Genomic DNA, 21,268 nt, shown 5'->3' on the forward strand with positions numbered 1-21,268 from the left:
AGCCAGCGTCGCGGTGCGGTGGGGCGGGTTGGGCTCGGGCTCCTGCGGAGCGGGTCTTTCTGGCAGAGTGTGTGCTTTCGCTGGGGGCCCGCCATGCAGAGCAGTGTCATCACGGAAGTGTTCCTGCCGATTGCCCTGGGGGTGATCATGCTCGGCCTCGGGCTGAGCCTCACCCTCGCGGACTTCCGCCGCGTGGCGGTGTATCCGCGCGCGGCGCTGGTGGGCCTGGGCTGTCAGACGCTGCTCATGCCCGCGGTCTGTTACGCCATCGCGACCGGCTTCGGGCTGCCTCCCCAGCTCGCGGTGGGGTTGATGCTGCTCTCCGCCACGCCGGGCGGTGCGACCGCGAACCTCTTCAGCCACCTGGCCAAGGGCGATGTCGCGCTGAACGTCAGCCTGACGGCGGTCAACAGCGTGCTGTCGTTGCTCACGCTGCCGCTCATCGTGAACTTCTCCCTGGCGCACTTCATGGGGGAGGAGCGCGCCATTCCGTTGCAGTTCGCCAAGATCGTCCAGGTGTTCGGCATCGTCCTGGTGCCCATCTCGCTGGGAATGCTTGTGCGCGCGAAGCGGCCGGCGCTCGCGAATGGCCTGGACCGGCCCGTGCGCATCATCTCGGCGCTGTTCCTGGTGCTCGTGGTGCTCGCGGCGACGCTCAAGGAGCGGGACCAGCTGGGCACGTACTTCCAGAGCGTGGGGCTCGCGGCGCTTGCCTTCAACCTGGCCAGCATGGCGGTGGGTTTCGTGGTGCCCATGCTGCTGCGTGTCGAGCGCAAGCAGGCGGTGGCGATCGCGATGGAGGTGGGCATCCACAACGGCACGCTCGCCATCGCCATTGCCTCCAGCCCCCGGTTGCTCAATGACGGCGTGATGGCCATTCCCGCGGCCATCTACAGCGTCATCATGTTCTTCACCGCCGGGGTCTTCGGCGCCCTGGTCGCCCGGAGACAGGCCACGAGCGCGACCGCGGAGGAGCTGCAGCCGCGCAGGGCTCCGTGAACGTCCTTGTCCGTGCACGGCTGAAGCACTGACACGACAGGCCTGCTCCCCCAGGACACCTCACGGGGGAACAGGCCTGTTCACGACGACCGCTGGGTTACACCTGCCGCGGGTCGCTCAGTACGTGCAGCGCAGGACCTGGCGGTAGGTGCCGCACTGGCTGAAGTCCGTCGTGCCCGCGGGCTTCGAGTGGTAGCAGGTGGAGACGGCGGGGTCGCAGGGCGCGCTGGGCCAGACGTCGTAGGCGTCGCCGTCGGTGAGCGCGAACTCCGTCACGCGCGCCACCAGCCGGGCGGTCTTCTGCATCGTCGCGCCGTTGTCGCCGCCAGCACTGAAGGCGAGCGGAACCGTGTGCGGGTCGATGGCCTCGTGCAGCTTCGTGTACGTCCAGTCGAGCTTGTAGTTGGGCCGGCCGTAGACGGACGGGATGCCGTCCGGCGCCGTGACGGAGAGCCAGTCGGTGTACCCGGCGACCGCGGCGTGGCCCCGGTAGATGAGGTTTTCGTTGCCCTGGACGACGTAGCGGGGGGTGACGGCCTCGTCGATCCAGATGCCCGAGTCGCCACGGAAGTCGTAGAAGCGCGGGGCCACCACGATGCGCGCGGTATACGAGCGCGGCGTGCCCGTGTTGGTGGTGACCTTGACGAAGAGCGGCAGGCCCGAGAGCATCGTGTTGAGCTCGTGCCCCTCGTGGAGGACGATCTCGAACCGGCGCTCGCTGATGACGTTCGCGTCGCCGAAGGCGTCGTCCGGAACGAAGCTGAGGACGTCCGCGAGGTAGCGGTTCGCGGTGGCGCGGATGACGAGCGCGCGGACGCCGTCACGCTGCTCGAAGGTGCCGAGCGTCTCGAAGCTCAGCTCGTTGTTGCCCACCGTGGCGTAGAGGCGGGTCGCCGTCTCCGCGGCGGTGCTGACGCCCAGCTCCTCCTGGGACTCGGCTTCGATGGGGGTGTTGTCACAGGCCGCGAGCGCGGTGAGGCAGGTCAATGCAAGGGCACGTAGATGCATGGGGGATCTCCAGGTGAAGCATTATCTGTATCACACGCCCCTGACACCGCCCCTGACTGGGATTGTGCCAGCCTTGTCACAAGACACTCGTCACGGCTCTTCCTCCCGGTGGGGGAATGGGGTCCACTTGGCGCCCCTCCACGAACGGGTGCTTGCACCATGACGAAGAAGACGACTGCTTCCGATATGAACCCGACGGGTCTCTCCCGCCGCACGCTCCTCGGGGCCGCGGCGGCAGTGACGGGGGCGCTGGCCGCCCGTGATGCGCGCGCCGCCACGCCGACCGCCGCCGCGCCCGGGGCCTTCGCGCTCGAGGAGGCGACCGTCGCGGAGCTGCGCGCGGGCCTGGAGTCCGGCAAGCACACCGCGCGCGGGCTGACGGAGGCCTACCTTGAGCGCATCCGTGCGCTCGACCGCACCGGGGACCTGCCGCTGTGTTCGGTCATCGAACTGAACCCCGACGCGCTCACGCTGGCCGACGCGCTGGACGCCGAGCGCAAGGCGAAGGGCGCGCGCGGGCCGCTGCACGGCATCCCCGTGCTCATCAAGGACAACATCGCCACGGCGGACAAGATGCAGACCACCGCGGGCTCGCTCGCGCTGGTGGGCGCCGTTCCCCCGCGTGACGCCTTCATCGTGGAGCGGCTGCGCGCCGCCGGCGCCGTCCTCCTGGGCAAGACGAACCTCAGCGAGTGGGCCAACTTCCGCTCCACGCACTCGATGAGCGGTTGGAGTGGACGTGGCGGCCTGTGCCGCAATCCCTATGCGCTCGACCGGACCCCTTCCGGTTCAAGCTCCGGTTCGGGTGCGGCCACCGCGGCCAGTTTCTGCGCCGTGTCGGTGGGCACGGAGACGGACGGCTCCATCGTCTCGCCCGCGTCCGCGTGTGCGCTGGTGGGTTTGAAGCCCACGGTGGGGCTCGTCAGCCGCGCGGGCATCATCCCCATCTCTTCGACCCAGGACACCGCGGGCCCCATGACGCGCACCGTGGCGGACGCCGCGGCGCTGCTGAGCGTGCTCGCGGGTGAGGACCCACGCGACGTGGCCACCGCCGCGGGCAAGGGCCGCGCCCACCCGGACTACACGAAGTTCCTCGACCCCCAGGGGCTCAAGGGGGCGCGCATCGGTGTGCCGCGCGAGCGGTTCTTCGGCTACCACCCGGCCACGGACGCGGTCGTGGAGCGCGCGCTCGAAGTGATGAAGGCGCAAGGTGCCGTGCTGGTGGACCCGGTGGTGCTGCCCAACCTGGCGAAGCTCGACGAGCCTGAGTTGGAAGTGATGCTGTATGAGTTCAAGGCGGGCCTGGAGGCCTGGCTCGCACAGCTGGGGGAGGGCGCCCCCGTGCGGACGCTCGCGGACCTCATCGCCTTCAACGAGAAGAACCGCGAACGCGAGATGCCCTACTTCGGCCAGGAGCTGCTGCTCCAGGCGCAGAAGAAGGGCCCGCTCACGGACACCGCCTACAAGAAGGCGCTCGCGGCGTGCCGCCGGTATTCGCGCGCCGAGGGCCTGGACGCGGTGATGAACAAGCACAAGTTGGATGCGCTCGTGGCTCCGACGCAGGCACCGGCGGGGCCTATCGACCTGGTGCTGGGCGACCACTGGCTGGGCAGCAGCTCCACGCCCGCCGCCGTGTCCGGCTACCCGACCCTGACGGTGCCCGCGGGTGACGTGTACGGGCTGCCGGTGGGGGTGTCCTTCATCGGCCGGGCCTGGAGTGAGCCCGTGTTGCTCAAGCTCGCCTATGCCTACGAGCAGGCCTCGCACGCGCGGCGCAAGCCTGGATTCGTCCGGAGCGTGGACCTGCGCGGCGCGTAGGGGAGGGCGGAGGCTTCGGCCGCTACATGAAGCCGAAGCCCTTCTTGACGAGCAGCTTTCTGGAGGAGCTTGCCTTCACGGTGGTGAGCTCGATGGTGTCTTCGCTCACGCCGGTGACGTCCTCCTTCAGCTCACCGACGAACTTACCGTACTCCCCCGTCTTGGGATTCAGGACCAGGATGGAGACGATCTCGTCGTAGCCGTAGATGTCGAACTTGCACGACATCCCTCCCATGCTTCCACATTTGAGCTTGATCTGGATCGCCGCGTTCGTGGCGAAGCTGTCCAGGATGCCCCGGGCCGCCAGACAACTGTAGATCTTGATGGTGATCGCCTTGTCGGTCAGCCCGTCCGAGAACACCCGTGAGGCAAGCTCGTGCGGCTGGAGGACTTCCTGGGTGCCACCTTCCATGGGGCCCCGGTCGACCATGTGGTTCGGCGTCACGTCGCCGTGGCCAATGATGTAGAGCGTGTCACCGCTCTTCAGGTCGCCGAGCGGCTTGTCCGGGCCATGTCGCACCCGCACCAGGTCCTTGGTCCAGCCCCGCGTCTCCTCTGCCTTGATCCACCTGTCGATGAGGTCTTCGATGCAGTCGCTCTTGAAGGGATTGTAGAGAAACACTCTGGGCATGTGCGTCATTGCACCATGCGTCCCCCTTCGAAGTCGAGCCGCACCGTCAACCGTACGGGGCAATGCATTGCTCGCGCTACAGGAAGCCATCGTGTGCTCGCTGAATGCGATGCTGGCCGAACTGGGCGAGCACGGCCTCCAGAACCAGGCGCTGTGGGAAGGGGCCGTGCCGGGCAATGGCGGCGACCTTGATGTCGCCGGGATGACCCGGGACTGCGCGGCCGCATGGCAGGAGGTGATGCGCCTGCGTGAGGCCGGCTGTGAAAGCCAGGCGCTGGTTTCACCGTATGTCGGCGGTTGGATGGACCCCATCGGTTCGCCGGACTGGCTGGACAGGCTGCGGCAGGGAGTGGCACGTCGAGACGCGAAGTGGGTCGACCGACTCACCCGAAGTCTTCGCGACGACGAAGCGTCCGACTGACGCCGCGCCCACTGACCTGGGATGCGTCTGCCCTTACGTCTCAGCGCCAGTCCTCCTCGGCCCCTCCACTCCAGCTCTTACCCTCAACATGGCTTCTCTCCCGCCTATACGCGTCCCAACAGCTACCTCCAGTCCTGCATGACTCCGAAGCCCTGGGCGACGAACTCGGAGCACTCACCGTCACCGAGGACGGACTGGTCGTGCTCAAGGTCGGTAAGGGGACGTCCCGCATCAGCATCTACAGTCGCTACCGGAAGAACTACCTGGATTGGGTGGAGAAGACCCACGGCCGGGCAGCTCGAAAGGCGGCGGAGGTTCGCATTGGCAGCGGTAACCCCATGCACCACCTCATCCCGGACGCGGTTGCCCAGAGACATCCGCTGATCCGCAAGGCCCTGGAGCGGATCGAGGGCTACACCATCGACCGAGGCACGAACATCCTCGACATGCCCTGCAAGGATCCGAAGGGGAAGATCATGCACCTGGGCAGCCATCCCAAATACAACAGCTACGTCACCACGCTGCTGGATGATGCACTGGAATCACTGGATGACGCCCTGGGTAAGCGCAAGCCCGGCTCCAACCTGACGCCGCGCGAGATCGAAGACGCGCTCCTCGAAATCGAGATGAACCTTCGCGAGGCCATCGAGTCTGGCAACCTCCCCATGGATGTCCTCAAGGAGTTGAGCGAGGATGGAATCGTCGTGGGCAAGAAGCTGGCGCTGCTGGAGTTGCCCTCCCACGAGGAGTCGCTCACGGCATGATGTACGCATTGACGGCCGACATCTCGCACATCGAGGAGGAAGGTGTCTTCGACGCTACCCTCATTGAGTTCGACGGCTTCGAGTCCGTCACGTTCCACAAGCCGGGCATCGACTATCAACGGGAGCGAGGCGCTCCCGAGGTCATCGAGTTCGTCGGCAACTTGAAGAACGCGGCCCGGCTCGATCACCTGTTCACCGCGCCCCGGGGGCTGCTGCTGCTCTCTCGGCGCATGATGGGGGTACTCGAATCCGTGGGGCCGTTCCGCCACCGACTCATCCCCACGGTCATCTACGCGGAACGCATCAAGTCCCTGGTGCGCGACCGCTTCACCGGGCAACGGACCTGGCACGCGTTAGAAGACCCGACCCTGAAGAACGAGGACTTCGTCATCCTCCAACTGCTGGAGGAGACCGACTGCCTCGACCGCGAACGTACCCTGGTGAAAGGGGTGCCCTTCCACCAGTCCAGAGCGGGATTGCTAGGCAAGGAGAAGGCGCACCCCCTTGTCCTCGAACCTCCAGTGGGAGGTTTTCCTCCGGTGTTCTCCGTCCCCGAATTCTCCTTCTACTGCTTCACGGAGGAGGCCCGGCAGGCGTGTGAACGCGCGGAACGGAAGGGGCTCTGGTGGCGTCCCCAACGGTGACGAACCTGCCCTGAGCCGCTACTTCCGCGGGGGCTTCGGCGCTTCCGCGGGTGGCGCCTTGGGGAAGGCGAGGTAGCCCTTCTCGGTGTACCAGGCGAGCACCTCCACCTGCAGCCGGCCCGCCTTGACCATCGGGTCCTGCTCGGCGAGCTGCCGCGCCTCCTGCTTCGTGGCCGTGCGGTAGATGCATGCGCCGCGCATGCCCACGTCGTCCTGCTCGTCGAAGGGGCCCGCGAGCACCATCTTCCCGCTCTCCCCCATGCGATTGAGGTGCGCGAGGTGCTCGCCCTGCAGCTTCTGGAGGGCCTCGGGCTCCATCTTGGGCGCGTTGGGCGCGCGCTTGAGCAGGACGAGGTAGTGCTTGTCGAACTCGACCTTCTCCTCAGCCGGGGCCGCGGCCTTCGTTGCCGGCGCGCCTGGCGCGGCAGGAGTGGAGGAGAGGGCGAGCAACAGCAGCGTGGTGGTGAGCATGGTGTGGGGCACCCTAGGGGGCTGACCCGACATCGTGCCATTGTCCCGCGGTGAAACCGGGTGCTCCGCGAGCCGGAACCGTCGAGGCTCCGGCTCGCTGCCGCCGTTGAGCGCGGCGGGCTATCCGCCCCGCCCCTCGAGCGCCAGCCCGCTGCTGTGCGCGGCGGCATACGCGTGCGCGGGGTGGGCGACAGGCTCCTCCACGGGCGCGGGCTGCATGAGGCCCGCCCCCAGGAGCGCACCCTCGAGCGAGCCGTGCATCCGCCCTTCGAGCAGGTGCTTCGAGAGCGGCTCGAGCGCGGCCTCCAGGTGGGGCGGCACCTTCACCAGGGCCAGGTGCGCGCTGCGCACGGCGAGGAACTCCGCCAGGTACTGGAGCGTCGCCACACCGGCGGCGTCCACCAGCGACACCCTCGACAGGTCGATGACCACCAGCTTCGCCCAGGGCGGACCGTCCACGAGGTCGTAGAGCTTGAGGTGGTTGATGAACAGGATGGGCCCGTCCACACGCGCCACCATGAGGTCCAGCGCCTCGGGGGCGTTGAGCGCTTCCGGCGCCTGCATGTGCAGGCCGCGCTGCAGCTGCGACGCATCCGTCACCCGCTGCACCTCCAGCCGCAGGGCGCCATGGCGACGCACGTAGAGGAGGCTCGCCAGCGCGAGACCGGCCCCGATGCCGACAAACACGTTGAACATTGCGATTCCCAGCGCGGTGACGAGCACCACGCTCAACGTCGACTTGGATTGATTCCACATGGCAACAAGGCCCTCCAGATTGAGCAGGCGCACCCCCACGACCAGCAGGATGGCGGTAAGTGCGGCAATGGGGATGCGCGCCACCAGCGGCGCGAGCAGCGCCATGGCCACGAAGAGCCACAGTGCATGCATGACGGAAGCGGCGCGGGTGCTCGCGCCCGCTTGAATGGAAGCGCTGGCGCGCACGATGGCGCCCATCACCGGGAAGCCGCCAATCAGTCCGGCGGTGATGTTGGCCAGGCCTTGCGCCATCAGGTCCTGGTCCAGGTCACTGTGGGTGCTCGCACCCGTGAGCGCATCGAGCGAGCTCGTCGCGAGCAGCGAGCCGAGCGACGCAAGCAGCGCGAGGCCGAAGGCCGCCGGCAGGAGGCTCGCGAGGTGCACGCCCTCGAAGGACGGCAGCGTCGGCATGGGCAGCGAGCGCGGCAAGGCGCCCACCGCGTCGTAGCCCGCCCCGAGCCAGACCATGAGCACGGTGCCAATCGTCAGCCCCACGAGCACCGCGGGGATGCGCTTGTGCACCTTGGGCAGGGCCACCATGGCCAGCGCCGTGAGGGCTCCGGCGGCAACCCCGAGCCAGCCCACGCGCTCGCCCCAGTTGTGCTGCAGCGCGAGCGCCACGGCGTCCGCGTGCGTGTCCTCCACCGCGAACAGCCGCGGCAGTTGCGTGTTGAGCAACAGCAGACCAATGCCCACCGTGAAGCCCATCACCACCGGACGTGGGATGAGCCGCGCGAACCGCCCGGCGCGCAGGAGCCCCAACGCCACCTGCATGGCGCCCGCGAGCACCGTGGCGATGGCGAGGCCCGCGGCCCCGTGCGCCGCCACGATGGCCGCGGCCAGGGGCAGCAGCGCCGCCTCCGGGCCCGTGACCTGGAAGCGGCTGCCGCTGAGCAGCCCGCCCACGACGCCTGCCACCACGCCGGAGACGAGCCCCACGCTCGCGGGCAGTCCGGCGGCGGTCGCGAGCGCGACATTGAGAGGAAGTGCCACGCACGCCACGCTCAGGCCGGCGGCCGCGTCGGCTGGCAGGCTGCTGGGCTGTACCATCTCGCGCCAGCTGTGGATGAGCTCGCCCGCACGCCGGGTCGAGAAGGATGGCTTGGAGAGAGCGGTCGTCGAACGCATGGACGACACGCCTTTCAGGTGCCGTGCCAAGGGCCGTCTCAGAGGGGAGCGTGCCCCGCTGTCGGTCCATCCCCTCAGCGCCCCTGTCGGCTCGGACCAACACTGTTGGGACCGACAGACGGCCGTGCGAAGTGACGGGCCGTGCGCGCGGACGCGGGTTAGATTGCGCGCCATGTTGGTGCTTCGACTGCGTGCCCGGCTCTTGTTGTCCTACGCGGTGGTTACCGCGCTGCTGGTGGCCGCCTTCTCCCAGATGGCCGTGGGCCTCATGCGCACCCACGAGGTGGTGGCGAGCGTGGGCCGCGAGGAACTCGCCTCCTTCGAGCGAGAGCAGCGCGTGTACGTCGCGGCCTGGGCGCTCGAGCTGGCGGTGCGGCGCGGAGTGGTGGCCTGTGAGCAGCACGACAGCAGCGCGGCCTCCGTGCACCGCGCTGTCGCCAGCGCGCGCCACGTGCTGCAGACCGCGCTCGGCACCGGCACGGTGCATCTGGATGCGGGCATCCGCGCGAGCGCCCAGGACTATGTGCAGTACGCCCTGCAATTGGAGCATGCCGGCACCTGTGAGTCGATGCTGTCGTTTCCCCTGCGTGAGCGGCGGCTGCACCTGGATGAGGTCCTCACCACGGTGTGGTCCGAGCGCACGCGGGACATGCGCCTGGCCATCCAGGCGAAGGAGGACCAGGCGCGCTCCATCGGGTCGGCGGCGCTGAGCTCAGGCGGGCTTTTCGGCCTCCTGGGCATCGTCGCCGCGGGAGTGCTCGCCTTGTCGCAGGCGCGCGCGGTGTCGAACTCGGTGGCGCTGCTCTCCACGCATGCGCGCCGTATTGGCCAGGGTGACTTCAGCCCGCTGCCTCCATTGCGCGGCCCCGAGGAGCTGCGCGCGCTCTCGCTGGACCTGGACCGCATGCGGGGGCGCCTGGCGGAGTTGGATCAGCTCAAGAGCGCGTTCGTGGCCTCGGTGTCCCACGACCTGCGCACGCCGCTGGCCCGGGTGCGCGAGGCCCTCTCGCTCCTGGGCGATGGCAGCACGGGCCCCCTGACGCCGCAGCAGGCCCGCGTGGTGAAGCTCGCACAGGCCGCGTGCGAGCGTGAGATTCGCATGGTGACCTCCGTGTTGGACCTGTCGCGCGTTCAGTCCGGCCAGCCGCTGCAGCGCAATGCCGGGGCCTCGGTGGACCTGATTGTCCAGAACGTCCTCCGGGACCTCGCCTTCGAAGCGGATGAGCGCAAGGTCCAGCTGGTGTACGAGCCAGCCGCGAAGCCCGTGCGTGCGCCCATCGATGACCCCTTGGTCGAGCGTGCCCTGTCCAACCTGGTGAGCAACGCCATCGCTGTCTCCAGCGCGGGCAAGACGGTGCGCATCACGTGTGAGCTGGTGACCCGCAAGCGCCCTGGCGCCGCCAGCTCCGTGCCCGCGGTCCAGCTGTCCGTCGCGGACCAGGGCCCGGGCGTGCCCGCGCACGCGCGTGATTGGATCTTCCGGCCCTTCGCGAGCCTTGAAGTGGGCGGGCGCCGCAGCACGGGGCTGGGCCTGACCATCGCGCGCGAGATGATCACCGCGCACGGCGGTGAGCTGTCGCTCGCGGACACGTCCGGGCCCGGCGCCACCTTCACCTTCTGGATTCCCCTTGAAGACCCTGCGTCCCCTGGAGGCCGTCTTGACGCCTGAGTCCCCCGTCCAGCAGCCCCATGTGCTCCTGGTGGACGATGACCTCCAGCTCGCGGAGCTCATGTCCATGCGGATGACGTCACGCGGCTACCGCGTGACCGTGGAGGGCGAGGGCAAGAGCGCACTGCGCCGGCTCTCGCAGGAGCGCGTGGACGCGATGGTGCTCGACCTGCGCCTGGAGGACATGGATGGCATGGACGTGCTCCGGGCCGCGCGACAGCGGGCCCCCGAGCTGTCCGTCATCATGCTCACCGCGCACGGCTCCATCGAGACCGCGGTGCAGGCCATGCAGGAGGGCGCCTACGGCTTTCTCACCAAGCCGTTTCATGACCACGAACTCATGCAGAAGCTCACGCATGCGCTCGAGCGCTCGCTGCTGCGCCGGGAGGTGGCCGAGCTGCGGCGGCGCATGGGGGAAGAGGGCGAGCCCCTGCTCCTGGGCATCAGCGAGGCCATTTCGCGCGTGCGCGAGGTGATTGCCCGCATTGCCCCCACCGACGCCACCGTCCTGCTCACCGGCGAGAGTGGCACCGGCAAGGAGCTGGCGGCGCGGATGCTCCACGTGCTCTCGCGCCGCAACGCGGGGCGCTTCGTCGCCGTCAACTGCGGCGCCCTTCCGCCAGAGCTGCTGGAGAGCGAGCTGTTTGGACACGTGAAGGGCGCGTTCTCCGGCGCCGTGCGCGAGCGCGAGGGCCTGTTTGGCGCGGCCAACGGCGGCACGCTGTTCCTGGATGAGATTGGCGAGGCGTCCCCGTCCGTGCAGGTGAAGCTCCTGCGCGTGCTGCAGGAGCAGCGGCTCACGCGCGTGGGCGCGGACGTGGAGGAGTCCGTGGACGTGCGGGTGGTCGCCGCCACCAACCGGGACCTCGCGGAGGAGGTGGCCGCGAAGCGCTTTCGTCAGGACCTCTACTTCCGGCTGCACGTGGTGCCCATCGAACTGCCACCCCTGCGCGAGCGGCTGGAGGACATCCCCTTGCTCGCGCAGCTCTTCCTGGAGCGCACCGCGAACCGCTATGGCCTGCGTCCGCCACGCCTGGCGCCCGCGACGGTGGAGCTGATGCAGCGCTATGGCTGGCCTGGCAACGTCCGGGAGCTCATCCACGAGATGGAGGCCGCGGTGCTCCTGGCCGGCGCGGACGAGCTTCAACCGCGACATGTGCCGCGCCTGGGGCAGGCGCTGGAGCGGCCCCCCGCCGAGAGCGCGCAGTTGCCGGGTGTTCCCGTCGGGGCCGAGGCCTTGCCATCGCTGCGCGAGGCCCGCGATGCCTTCGAGCGCGCCTACCTCGCGGAGGCCATGCGCCGCAGCAGCGGCAGTGTCAGCGCCGCGGCTCGAATGGCCGGGCGCAACCGGAGCGACTTCTACGATTTGCTCAAGCGGCACGGCCTGTCCGCCGCTGACTTCAAGGGAACCTCCGAGGACGGGCCCACACGCTGAGCCCGCCCGTTGGGTGCGGGCGGAGGGGCCTGCGAAGGCCTCCGCGCGCGGGTGTTCGGCGAGGCGCACACGCTGACGAGGGGGGCGGCCGGAGAAAAGCTGAAGGATGCGGGACTGATCTCCGCTCTCCTCACCGTCTTCCTTCGCGGTGTTCGCCCGGCAGCGCTCGGTTCCTGACGCGCTTCACGAACCCGACGCATTCCCTGGCTATTGGGGCAATGGGCAGAGCTGCCTGCCATCCTTCATGCTCGGTGCCAGGTCTTTTTCAAAGCGATTGCCGCTGCAGGCCGTGCCTGCTGCTCGCCGCTACCCGACACATATGAACAAGACATCCCGTTCCGTTGTTCTGGCGCTCACTCTGGCATTGCTGGCGGGCTGCGCTGGCTCTTCCTCCGACACTGGCTCGGCCCGGTTCGCCGTCTCCGTACGCCAGGCCCTCGCCTCCGGTATCTCCCGCGTCACCGTCACCTCCAGCGCCCCGGACATCCCCTCGGTCACCGTGGACCTTGCCCCCACCCATGGGGTGTGGGGCGGCGTCATCGGCAACATTCCCGCCGGCCCCAACCGCACCTTCCTGGCTCGGGCCTTCGACGCCTCGGGCATCCTGCTCTTCGAGGGCTCCGCCTCCGGCATCACCATCTCCGCGAACCAGACGGCCCTCGTCGCCATCACCCTCCAGGAGGCCAACCCTCCACCGCCCTTCGACAACGAGGCCCCGCTCATTGACTCCCTGGTGGCCTCCTCCACCTCCGTGCCCGTCGGCGGCTCGCTCTCCCTGGTGGCCACCGCCCATGATCCCAACCCGGGCGACACGCTCTCCTATGCCTGGAGTGCCACGGCGGGCTCCTTCTCCTCGCCCTCCGCTGCCTCCACTTCGTGGACGGCGCCGCTGTCCACCGGCATTCAAACCCTCACCTTCACCGTGACGGACTCCCGGGGTCTGTCCTCCAGCATCGTCCTGGACATCTATGTCAGCCAGGAAGGACACGAGGGGGAGGCGCAACTGTCCATCTCCTTCAACAGCTCACCCCGGGTGGCGTCTCTCATTGCCACCCCCACGCAACTGGCTGTGGGGCAGCCGACCGCTGTCTCCGTCTGTGCTTCCGACCCGGATGGCGACAGCCTCTCGTACTCCTGGAGCGCCACCTGCGCCGGCTCCTGGAGCAATGCCTCCTCCCACTCCGCTCAGTTCACCCCCTCGCTCCTGCCCGTCGGCCCCTGCAACAACTGCCGCCTGACTGTCACTGTCTCGGATGGGCGCGGTGGGCTGACCACGGGCACCGTCGCCCTGTGCGTCCGCGACACTCCCCCCGCCAACCACTTCCCTCCCGTCATCATCCGCTCCTACCGCTCCTCGGACACGGCGACTCCAGGCCAGGTGCTCACCTACGAGGTGGTGGCCAGCGACCCGGAGGGCTCCGCGCTCACCTTCTCCTGGCAGGCCACTACCGGCGTGCCAGGCACCCCGGCAAGCGATGCCTCCCGCAGCCGCGTCACCTGGACTGCCCCCGCCTGTGTCAGTGCCGGCACGCCCCCGACCGTCACCGTCACCGTCACCAACGCCTTCAACCTGACGGACACCCGGAGCTTCGAAGTGACGGGGCTGCCCACCTGCACTCCCTCGGGTGTCTGGGTCCCTACCGGCTCCATGATCCAACCTCGCTCGGGCCACACGGCGACGCTGCTGCCCAACGGCACGGTCCTCGTCGCAGGGGGCACCAGCAATGGTGCGCCCCTCGCGACGGCGGAGGTGTATGACCCGGTCTCGGGCACCTGGGGCCCGACCGGATCCCTGGCCCAACCTCGCTCGGGCCACAGTGCGACGCTGCTGCCCAACGGCAAGGTGCTCGTCGTGGGGGGGCGTGACGCCAACGGCTTCGTCGCGACAGCCGAGCTGTACGACCCGGCCTCGGGCACCTGGAGCCCCGCCAGCTCCCCGCTCGCGTCAGGCCCCAGCTCGGCGACGCTGCTTCTCAACGGCAAGGTGCTCGTCGCGGGAGGAACGACGCCACAGTTGTACGACCCGGCCTCGGACACCTGGAGCTTCGCCAGCGCTCCGCTCCAATCCGCCTCTAGCGGGGAGACGCGGCTGCTCGATGGCAAGGTCCTCTTCGCGCGCAAAGGCGCGTCGCAACTGTACGATCCGGTCTCGGATACCTGGAGCGCTACCAACTCACCAGCCGTATTTCCCGGCGGCCCCCCTGTGACGCTCCTGCCCGACGGTAAGGTGCTCGCCGCTGGAGGATACGATCCCACGGTCGATCTGGTCTGGGGGGGAGCGGAGTTGTACGACCCGGCCTCGGGAACCTGGACCCTGACAGCCCCCATGGGGGGGCGCGTCTTCTATACTGCAACGCTGCTGACCAACGGCAAGGTGCTCGTCGCTGGGGGATCGGCCGAAATCTTCGAGCTGGAAGTCTTCGCACTCGCGACGGCGACGTTGTACGACCCGGTCTCGGGCACCTGGAGCCCCACCGGCTCCATGGCCCAACCTCGCTATAACCACACGGCGACGCTGCTGCCCAACGGCACGGTCCTCGTCACGGGAGGCTCGGTACCGACGGCGGAGTTGTACCTCCCCTGAGCGTCTTGTCTTTCTGGCTCGGCATCACCGGGGGCATGACCACGGACTGTCCGCCGCAACAGCCTGGGGCGGGCCCCTGCCTTGAGCGCGGGCATCCAGGACCACCTGCCCGTCCTTCATCACGAACCGGACCTGCCGCAGCGCCCGGATGTCTTTGAGCGGATCCCCCTCCACCGCGAGCAGGTCCGCGAGCTTGTTCGGCGCGAGCGAGCCAACCTGGTCCTGCATGCGCAGCAGCTCCGCCGCGTTCACGGTCGCGGCACGCAGGATGTCCACGGGTTTGAGACCCGCCTCGGTATAGGCGATGAACCACTTCACGCTGGCCTGGCCTCGCGTCAACCCTGGCATCACGATGTACATGTCCGAGCCGGCGGCGATCCGGACACCCGCGGCCACCGCGCGGCGGAGGCGTTCCTGGGCCTTGGCCATGTTTTTCTTGCAGCGCTCCTTCATCTGACGCCGGCGCTCGGCATTGCCTGTCTGGGTATCGAAGGAGTCGCACACGTCCATCGGGCCATCCGTCGGGACCAGGAAGATGCGATTGCGGACCATGGGCGCCAGCACGTCATCGGGGAGCGAGTACCCATGCTCGATGGAGTCGACGCCCGCCTGGACCGCGATGCGAATGCTGTCGTCGGTGGTGGTGTGCGCCGCCACCGGGCGCTTCCTGCGGTGGGCCTCCTCGACGATGATCTTCAGCTCCTCCAAGGAGAGGAGGTTGTGCCCGTTGTCGACGATGACCTTGATGCAGTCCGCGCCGTCCATGAGCGCTTGCCGCACGGCGCGCCGGGCCTCCTCCACCCCGGAGATGGTGACGTACTCCTGCTCGATGAGGGACTGCGCCGGAAGTTGGAGCGTGGGGAACTGACCGCCCTGGGGAGCGAGCGCGCGGGTGCAGGCGGAGATGCGCGGGCCCTGCACCCAGCCACGCTGGATGGCGTTGCGCAGCGCCACGTCGCCGTTGACCCCCGAGTTGCCGACGTCGCGCACCGTGGTGACGCCCGCCTCGAGCATCTCGCGGCCCAGCTTCGCGCCAAGGAGCGCGCGCTCGGCGGTGCCGCTCTGGGCGACGGGGGTGAGGAGGCCGTCGCCTCCGTTCTCCGGGTCGACGTCCAGCAGCAGGTGCGAGTGCGCGTCGATCAGCCCGGGCAAGAGGGTGACGTCGCCCAGGTCGATGACCCGTGCCCCCGAGGGGATGGAGAGGCCGGTGCCCACGGCCTGGATGGTCGAGCCTTCGATGAGCACGACCGCATCCGGAAGGGTCCGGTCACTCTTCCCGTCGAAGAGCCTGGCGGCGCGGAGGGCGATGCGCGTGGGCTCCGCGGAGGAGGGCGTCTGGCCCCATGACGGCGAAGAAACGCAGCACAGGAGGAGCGTACCAACGACAGTCGCCAACAGGCGTCGGGAACGGGAGGGCAAGGCGTGGCTCCTGGGTGCGCTGACGTATGCCTGTGACGATAGGCCCACATTGCCCTGGCGTTGGCATTGCAAATCCAGGAAGAAGCGAGTGAGCCTTGAACATACCCCGGGAGACACCATGCCCAAGATGAAGACCACCTCCTCGATCAATCAGGCCAGGCACTCGGTGCAGACCAATCCGATTGCCTCCAAAGCCCAGGTGCAGGCCGCGCAGGCGCAGGCGCAGGCCAAGCCGAAGAAGGAGCCGGCCCTCAAGCCGCCCCCGGACCACAAGGTCTTCACGGACGGCTTTGGCGGCGCGGTGTACGGCTCCAAGAACCCGGACAAGAAGCTGAAGCTGGACGACGGCAAGGCCCTGACGAACGAGCATCAGCGGCTGGCGGGCCTCGAGGCGAATGCGCGCACCGAGGGGGTGAAGGGGAGGAAGGAGGGCGGCGCGGGCCTGAGCAAGAACACCAACTTCTTCGCCACGTCCTTCGGCGCGGTCCACACGCAGGGGGCGTACACGAAGTCGGCGGGCTCCACCGTGCCACCGCCGGACGCGATGAAGCGCATGTACCACCCCAACGTGCACGACCTGACCAACGACGGCAAGCGCGTGTCCGTCAGCGGGATGAAGGACTCGTCGACGAAGACGCCCGGCTACGAGTTCAGCGGCTCCAAGGTCGCGGGCTCGGACGACTTCGGCCGCACCCCGAAGCGCAACGCGCTGCAGGCCGGAGCGCCCGCGGAGGCCCGGTATTCGAAGCCCACTCCGCCCAGCGCGGACTTCAACACGACCTTCGCGCACAGCGAGCAGTCCGACGCCGCGCGGCTGATGGCGCCGGGCGCGGCGAAGGACATCGCCGCGTCCTTCAAGGGCACGCTGCCGCCGGGCTCGAAGATCCACGCGGTGACGTACAGCGGCCACACCACGCGCTTCACCTGTGCCAACTGCGAGTACACGACGGGCCACCTGGCGAAGAACCCGGGCCTGTTCCGCAAGGACCTGAGCGCGGAGTTGCAGGCGCAGGGCTTCCAGGTGCCGAAGGACGGCGTGCGCCTGTTGCCCATCATCTCCGCCCACGAGAAGACGGCTGGCGTGCGGCAGAATCCTCAAACTCCGCGCCGTCCGCTGGATGCGGGGGAGGTCGACCTCAAGAACCTCGCGGGCCAGGGCAAGTTCATCGAGACGCCGCTCGCCAACGTGAAGTGAGCCGCGCGCTCCTTCCCTCCAGGACCCGCTTTCGATGATGACCTCTTCCGAGAATCAATCGCTCCGCCACCTCGCGGACTGCCAGACGCCGGAGTACGGCGCGGTGTCCGTGCATGGCGCCACCTGCACCGACGATGGCTGCCTGTGCGACACCGTGAACCTGAAGGTGACCGCGGGCGGCGAGCAGAAGGCCCTGACCCTCACCTCCGACGGCACCTTGTTGGACGACGAGCTGCGCCCCGCCGAGGACCGCTGGGGCGGCGTCGTGCGCGCGGCGTCGCAGGCGCCCGGCTTCCAGGAGGGCTTCGACACGCTGGTGACCCAGCGCCGCACGCAGGTGCTTGAATCGATGGGCCGGCTGGAGGGTGCCTTCGAGGTGCGGCTGCCGGAGTCGCTCCTGGGCGAGGGCGCGGACCTGGAGCGCGACATCCTGGGCCGCGTGGAGCTGGACGGGCAGCGCTACGCCTGGCGGATAGAGCTGTGCTCGGATCCCAAGTGTGAGTGCGAGAACCTCTTCCTGGTGGTGTGGCTGCCCGGGGAGCCCCAGCGCGCAGTGTTCGCCATCACCGCGGACGGCCGCTGGATGGTGGAGCAGGCGGGGAACGCGACCCTGTCCATGGACGCGGTGGAAGGCGTGCTGGTGGCCACGGAGGCGTTCCAGGCGCTGCTCGGCCAGATGCGCGTGGAGCGCATCCTCCAGAAGTACCACCGCTCCTTGCGCGGGCCCTCGGCCGTCTGACGCGGGGCCTTGCCCGTGAGGGGCAGGTTCATGATGCTGGCAGCCGTGCCCTGGAGCCCGTGCCCCGGCCCTGGCTGCCGAGCAACCTCGCGATGAGCGCCGTCCGGGACTGCACGCCGAAGCGGCGGTAGAGGGTCTTCGTGTACTGATTCACGGTGAAGCGGCTGATGCCGAGCCGGGCCGCGATCTGCTTGTCACCGAGCCCCTGCAGGAGCAGCTCCAGCGTCTGACGTTCGCGCGGCGCGAGCCGCACGCCCAGGGCATCCTCCGTGGGCTCCGGCAGGCCGAGCAAGGCCCCGCATTCGGCGTGGAACAGGTGCAGCAGCTCGCGGTCCGCTTCATCGAAGAGGCGCTCGCTCCGGCCCCGGTAGAGGCCGATGCCTCGCACCACTCCCGGCACCTCGGACCACCAGAGCGAATACACCGAGTCGTCGAGCTGTGTCGGCCGCAGGTAGTGCTCGACGTAGGGCGCGCCGTACCAGGCCCGGTCACCGACGAGCTCCCGCCGCAGCGCGGTGACCACGGCGCCGGGCACCGGAGGCCGCTCCATCAGCGAGCGGATGCCCGGGTTGCAGGCGCTGCCCATACTCTGGAGCGCCTTGAGCGCGGGCCGCGCGGCGCCGTCCCAGCCCTCCAGGACGGCGGCCGTGAAGCCTCCGCGACCTCCCGGCTTGAAGTCGCACTCCAGCACGCAGGCCCCCGCCTCGGCGCCCAGGATGCGGCACATGCCGGAGAGCAGATGCCGCGGCCGCTCCCCCTGCCCCTCGGGCAGTTCGTGCGCCTCGTTGACCAGGCGAACCAGGACACGGACTTGCGAACTTCGAAGGCTGTCAGCGGCCATCGGACCTCCAGCGTCGCTCCCAGGGAGCATGCTCCCTAATTTTAGCGAATTGCTGGTTCGGCTGCTTGCAGTGAGAGTTTGCGCGAAGCACCCCACTCAAGGAGCGAAGCGCATGACGAGGCAATTCAAGCAGGCCGTTCTCACGATGGTGGTCCTCCTTCCGCTCGCGGCGATGGCCCGCTCCGTGCCCGCGAGCGCCGGCAGGCCCGTCACCTGGAGCGACGGCTCCTGTTTCTTCATGTCATACAGCACCATGTACAATGGCTGTTCGACCCGGAGGGGCTTCGAGATTCCCCTGACGTCCGACAGTTCCGGCAGCAAGACGGTGGTTGTCACCGCCCTTGGCGCCACGTCCTCGAACAACGTGGGCTGCATGGCGATTGGCATGAATCGCGAGGCCACCCTCTACTGGGGCGGCACCCGCAAGTGGCTCCCTGCCTTCGGCCCGGCGCAGTACATCACGCTGACCGACGCCTACACTCCTGCCTATGGATACCTGTACGCCAACTGCCTCGTTGACCCGGGTGGTCAGATCAACACCGTTGACCACAATGCCTAGCAGGAGCCGGATGCATCCATGACTCTCGGGGCGGGGTGCCCGCGTATTCGTGGGCACCCCGGTTCATGCGACATGACAAGGAATTGGGTGTGGGTCTGCGCAGTCCTCTTCGTGGGGCTGCTTTCCTACGGCGTGTCCCGGCTCGCCGGAGCGAGCGACGTGAAGGCACGGGAGTCCGGTGCGCGCGACACCACCGAGTTGCAGCGGTTGAAGGCGCAGGTCCGCGAGCTCGAGGCCTCGGTCGCCCACTCCGAGCGACTGGCGCGTGAGGCCCAGGTGGCGGCCCGGGCCCCGGGCCCGCGCGTGGACACGCCCATGGCTCCAGGGCAGCCCTCCGTGGCCATGAGTCCGCCCGACGCGGGCCTCTCCACGGAGGGCACGGCAGCAGTCCACCAGGAGCCGACGCCGGACGAGGCGGTCGCACGGATGGACGCGCGCTTCTTTGGAGAAGGAGTGGACCCGGCCTGGAGCCATGACGCCACACAGCGCGTGGAGCGGCTCGGCGCGGTGCTGCCTCGGGGCGCGCGCATCGTGTCCCTGGAGTGCCGCAGCTCCATGTGCCGGCTCCAGATGTCCCATCCGAGCCTGGACGCCTTCCAGAAATTCCTTCGCGAAGGACTGATTGATGACGCGGCCGCGTGGGATGGGCCGTTCATGGCCGCGCTGACGGGCACTCCGGGACGGCCAGGAGAAGTCGAGGCGGTGGCCTACCTTGCACGGGCGGGAGTGGACCTGGCGCCTTGACCGGGCCGCGGACGGTCTGTCCCTCCTCTGCCGCTCCGCGAGGAGCGTGTCAGCTGGAGAAGGTCTCGCTGGATGCGGAGACGCGCGAGCAGTGGGGCCGGGGCCTCGAGGGGCTCACGGCCTTCGGCGACCGGGCGCGCGGGCGGCTTCGGGGGGAGTTGCCCGCGCGCCCGCGTCGTCGATGTGCGAGGGATGCACCCCTCCTGTTTCCTGGCCCACGCCCAGGCGAGGAGGGCGGCCAGAAAAGCGAAAGGCCCGGAACCTTTCGGTTCCGGGCCTCTCTAGTGGCGAGGAGTACGGGACTTGAACCCGTGGCCTCCGGCGTGACAGGCCGGCGTTCTAACCAACTGAACTAACTCCCCACAAAAATCTATATGGGCGGAACAGGGATTGAACCTGTGACCATCGCCTTGTAAGGGCGCCGCTCTACCGCTGAGCTATCCGCCCTGCGCGGCCCCGCCGTGATTCAGTGAGGCGGCTTGTACCGTCCCCATCCGCCTCCGTCAAGCATCTGTTTTCGGGGCCCCTTCATCGCGCTCCGCCCCCTCGGAAGGGAGCGGATCCGACGAGCGCGGATCCGCCTGCTACCCGGCCCGCACCTTCCACCGACGCACGCGGCGGCGGGAACGGGGAATCATCACCACGGCGCCCACCAACAGGGCCACCGGCACGAACACCAACATCGTCTGCATCATCGCCTCCATGCCCGACACCATACGGAAGCCGTCTGACATCCTGACGGGGAGTTCGTGACTTTCAGGAAACGACACTCCAAGCCGCCGGGTTTCCGGCCGCCCTGACGCGCAGGGGGCCGGACTGGCGGTGAGGGGCTACTCGCCTCGGGGAGGACCGCCGCGGCCGCCGTGGCCGGGGCCGTGCGAGCGGCGCTCCGATTCCAGGAGCGTGCGGGCCTGGGTCTTCTGGGCGTCCGTCAGGACCTGCTCGGCCTCCTGGTAGGCCGCCATGTCGTTGGTGCGGAGTTGCTGGAACAGGCCTCGCGCCTGCTCATGGGCGGCCTGGTCCTGGGCGGACGGCGTGCCCTGTCGTGTGCCGCGGTCCGGCGGCGCGGGCGGGCGCAGGGCCTCCAGGGACTGCTTCACGGGCGCGTTCTTCGCGTCGAGCGCCGTTTGAATCCGGGTCAGGCTCGCGGCCTGGGCGTCGGTGAGGGCCAGGTCCTGGCGGTGGTCGATGAGCACCTGGACGGGCGACTTGCGCTCGAACGGAGGCGGCCGGCGCGCGCCCTGGGACGCGTCCTGCGTGGTGGTGGTGGATCCGGCGAAGGTGGGAACGGCGAACAGCAGGCCCAGCATGAACAGATGGCGCTTCATGGTGATGTGTACCTCCAGCTTGCGCGTGATGACCGCACCCGGAAGCCGTTGGCCTGATGGCACGGTGGACACCGTGAGGGACCGACTGGGAGGGGTTTGTCCCCCACGGCGTCCC

At 68.8% G+C, this 21,268-nt stretch carries 20 protein-coding genes and 2 tRNA genes; 12 read left to right on the top strand and 10 right to left on the bottom strand.

The window, feature by feature from the left end; translation table 11 throughout:
* The first annotated feature begins 93 nt into the window (after positions 1-93).
* Positions 94-999: a bile acid:sodium symporter family protein gene (locus D7V77_RS05460; RefSeq protein ID WP_120575209.1), complete on the top strand. Its 906-nt coding sequence runs from the start codon at positions 94-96 to the stop codon at positions 997-999.
* A gap of 117 nt (positions 1,000-1,116) precedes the next feature.
* Here the strand turns inward: D7V77_RS05460 and D7V77_RS05465 are convergent, their stop codons facing one another.
* Positions 1,117-2,007 carry a hypothetical protein gene (locus tag D7V77_RS05465; RefSeq protein ID WP_147451988.1) on the bottom strand — a complete coding sequence of 297 codons (891 nt, stop codon included), beginning with the start codon at positions 2,005-2,007 and terminating at the stop codon, positions 1,117-1,119.
* Positions 2,008-2,166: 159 nt separating this feature from the next.
* Here D7V77_RS05465 and D7V77_RS05470 point away from each other — a divergent pair, with 159 nt between their 5' ends.
* Complete coding sequence (locus tag D7V77_RS05470; RefSeq protein WP_120575211.1) at positions 2,167-3,825, top strand: amidase; 1,659 nt, start codon at positions 2,167-2,169, stop codon at positions 3,823-3,825.
* 22 nt (positions 3,826-3,847) lie between these two features.
* Here the strand turns inward: D7V77_RS05470 and D7V77_RS05475 are convergent, their stop codons facing one another.
* Positions 3,848-4,456, bottom strand: a complete 609-nt coding sequence (locus D7V77_RS05475; protein ID WP_126933030.1) for a hypothetical protein — start codon at positions 4,454-4,456, stop codon at positions 3,848-3,850.
* 67 nt (positions 4,457-4,523) lie between these two features.
* Between D7V77_RS05475 and D7V77_RS05480 the strand changes: the two genes are divergently transcribed.
* The 3 genes from D7V77_RS05480 (at position 4,524) to D7V77_RS44220 (ending at position 6,285) form a co-directional block, all read left to right on the top strand.
* The gene (locus D7V77_RS05480) at positions 4,524-4,877 is read left to right on the top strand and encodes a hypothetical protein (RefSeq protein WP_148712682.1); all 354 of its coding nucleotides are present in this window, start codon (positions 4,524-4,526) and stop codon (positions 4,875-4,877) included.
* 200 nt (positions 4,878-5,077) lie between these two features.
* On the top strand, positions 5,078-5,641 hold the full coding sequence (locus tag D7V77_RS05485; RefSeq protein WP_120575214.1) for an AHH domain-containing protein: 564 nt from the start codon (positions 5,078-5,080) through the stop codon (positions 5,639-5,641).
* The gene (locus tag D7V77_RS44220) at positions 5,638-6,285 is read left to right on the top strand and encodes a hypothetical protein (protein WP_169819534.1); all 648 of its coding nucleotides are present in this window, start codon (positions 5,638-5,640) and stop codon (positions 6,283-6,285) included. Before D7V77_RS05485 ends, D7V77_RS44220 begins: the two co-directional genes overlap by 4 nt.
* An 18-nt stretch (positions 6,286-6,303) precedes the next feature.
* Here D7V77_RS44220 and D7V77_RS05495 read toward each other — a convergent pair whose 3' ends face one another.
* On the bottom strand, positions 6,304-6,756 hold the full coding sequence (locus D7V77_RS05495; RefSeq protein WP_120575215.1) for a YciI family protein: 453 nt from the start codon (positions 6,754-6,756) through the stop codon (positions 6,304-6,306).
* A 120-nt stretch (positions 6,757-6,876) separates the two neighbouring features.
* Entirely contained in the window at positions 6,877-8,640 is a 1,764-nt protein-coding gene (locus D7V77_RS05500; RefSeq protein ID WP_158624336.1) for a SulP family inorganic anion transporter, read from the bottom strand.
* A 172-nt stretch (positions 8,641-8,812) separates the two neighbouring features.
* Between D7V77_RS05500 and D7V77_RS43195 the strand changes: the two genes are divergently transcribed.
* The 3 genes from D7V77_RS43195 to D7V77_RS05520 all read left to right on the top strand — a co-directional run bounded on the left by D7V77_RS43195 (position 8,813) and on the right by D7V77_RS05520 (position 14,328).
* Entirely contained in the window at positions 8,813-10,309 is a 1,497-nt protein-coding gene (locus D7V77_RS43195) for a HAMP domain-containing sensor histidine kinase (RefSeq protein ID WP_158624337.1), read from the top strand.
* Positions 10,299-11,744: a sigma-54 dependent transcriptional regulator gene (locus tag D7V77_RS05515; RefSeq protein ID WP_120575232.1), complete on the top strand. Its 1,446-nt coding sequence runs from the start codon at positions 10,299-10,301 to the stop codon at positions 11,742-11,744. Before D7V77_RS43195 ends, D7V77_RS05515 begins: the two co-directional genes overlap by 11 nt.
* A 319-nt stretch (positions 11,745-12,063) precedes the next feature.
* Positions 12,064-14,328, top strand: coding sequence for a kelch repeat-containing protein (locus D7V77_RS05520; protein ID WP_120575217.1), 2,265 nt, complete (start codon positions 12,064-12,066; stop codon positions 14,326-14,328).
* Positions 14,329-14,352: 24 nt separating this feature from the next.
* On the opposite strand, the gene D7V77_RS05525 is transcribed toward D7V77_RS05520, so the two are convergent.
* Positions 14,353-15,747 carry an amidohydrolase family protein gene (locus D7V77_RS05525; protein ID WP_120575218.1) on the bottom strand — a complete coding sequence of 465 codons (1,395 nt, stop codon included), beginning with the start codon at positions 15,745-15,747 and terminating at the stop codon, positions 14,353-14,355.
* A gap of 118 nt (positions 15,748-15,865) precedes the next feature.
* Here D7V77_RS05525 and D7V77_RS05530 point away from each other — a divergent pair, with 118 nt between their 5' ends.
* On the top strand, positions 15,866-16,942 hold the full coding sequence (locus D7V77_RS05530) for a hypothetical protein (RefSeq protein WP_120575219.1): 1,077 nt from the start codon (positions 15,866-15,868) through the stop codon (positions 16,940-16,942).
* A gap of 34 nt (positions 16,943-16,976) precedes the next feature.
* The gene (locus D7V77_RS05535; RefSeq protein ID WP_120575220.1) at positions 16,977-17,681 is read left to right on the top strand and encodes a hypothetical protein; all 705 of its coding nucleotides are present in this window, start codon (positions 16,977-16,979) and stop codon (positions 17,679-17,681) included.
* A 28-nt stretch (positions 17,682-17,709) separates the two neighbouring features.
* Here the strand turns inward: D7V77_RS05535 and D7V77_RS05540 are convergent, their stop codons facing one another.
* The gene (locus tag D7V77_RS05540; RefSeq protein ID WP_120575221.1) at positions 17,710-18,522 is read right to left on the bottom strand and encodes a helix-turn-helix transcriptional regulator; all 813 of its coding nucleotides are present in this window, start codon (positions 18,520-18,522) and stop codon (positions 17,710-17,712) included.
* 112 nt (positions 18,523-18,634) lie between these two features.
* Between D7V77_RS05540 and D7V77_RS05545 the strand changes: the two genes are divergently transcribed.
* Positions 18,635-19,081, top strand: a complete 447-nt coding sequence (locus tag D7V77_RS05545; protein ID WP_120575222.1) for a hypothetical protein — start codon at positions 18,635-18,637, stop codon at positions 19,079-19,081.
* Positions 19,082-19,153: 72 nt separating this feature from the next.
* The gene (locus D7V77_RS05550; protein WP_147451990.1) at positions 19,154-19,825 is read left to right on the top strand and encodes a hypothetical protein; all 672 of its coding nucleotides are present in this window, start codon (positions 19,154-19,156) and stop codon (positions 19,823-19,825) included.
* 285 nt (positions 19,826-20,110) lie between these two features.
* On the opposite strand, the gene D7V77_RS05555 is transcribed toward D7V77_RS05550, so the two are convergent.
* The 4 genes from D7V77_RS05555 to D7V77_RS05565 form a co-directional block, all read right to left on the bottom strand.
* Positions 20,111-20,187 (bottom strand) — tRNA-Asp (locus tag D7V77_RS05555).
* A gap of 13 nt (positions 20,188-20,200) precedes the next feature.
* Positions 20,201-20,272 (bottom strand) — tRNA-Val (locus tag D7V77_RS05560).
* Between the two features lie 137 nt (positions 20,273-20,409).
* On the bottom strand, positions 20,410-20,559 hold the full coding sequence (locus tag D7V77_RS43600; RefSeq protein ID WP_158624338.1) for a hypothetical protein: 150 nt from the start codon (positions 20,557-20,559) through the stop codon (positions 20,410-20,412).
* 96 nt (positions 20,560-20,655) lie between these two features.
* Complete coding sequence (locus D7V77_RS05565) at positions 20,656-21,153, bottom strand: Spy/CpxP family protein refolding chaperone (RefSeq protein WP_120575224.1); 498 nt, start codon at positions 21,151-21,153, stop codon at positions 20,656-20,658.
* Positions 21,154-21,268 lie beyond the last annotated feature (115 nt).

The organism is Corallococcus sp. CA041A (assembly GCF_003612075.1).
Lineage (GTDB): Bacteria > Myxococcota > Myxococcia > Myxococcales > Myxococcaceae > Corallococcus > Corallococcus exiguus.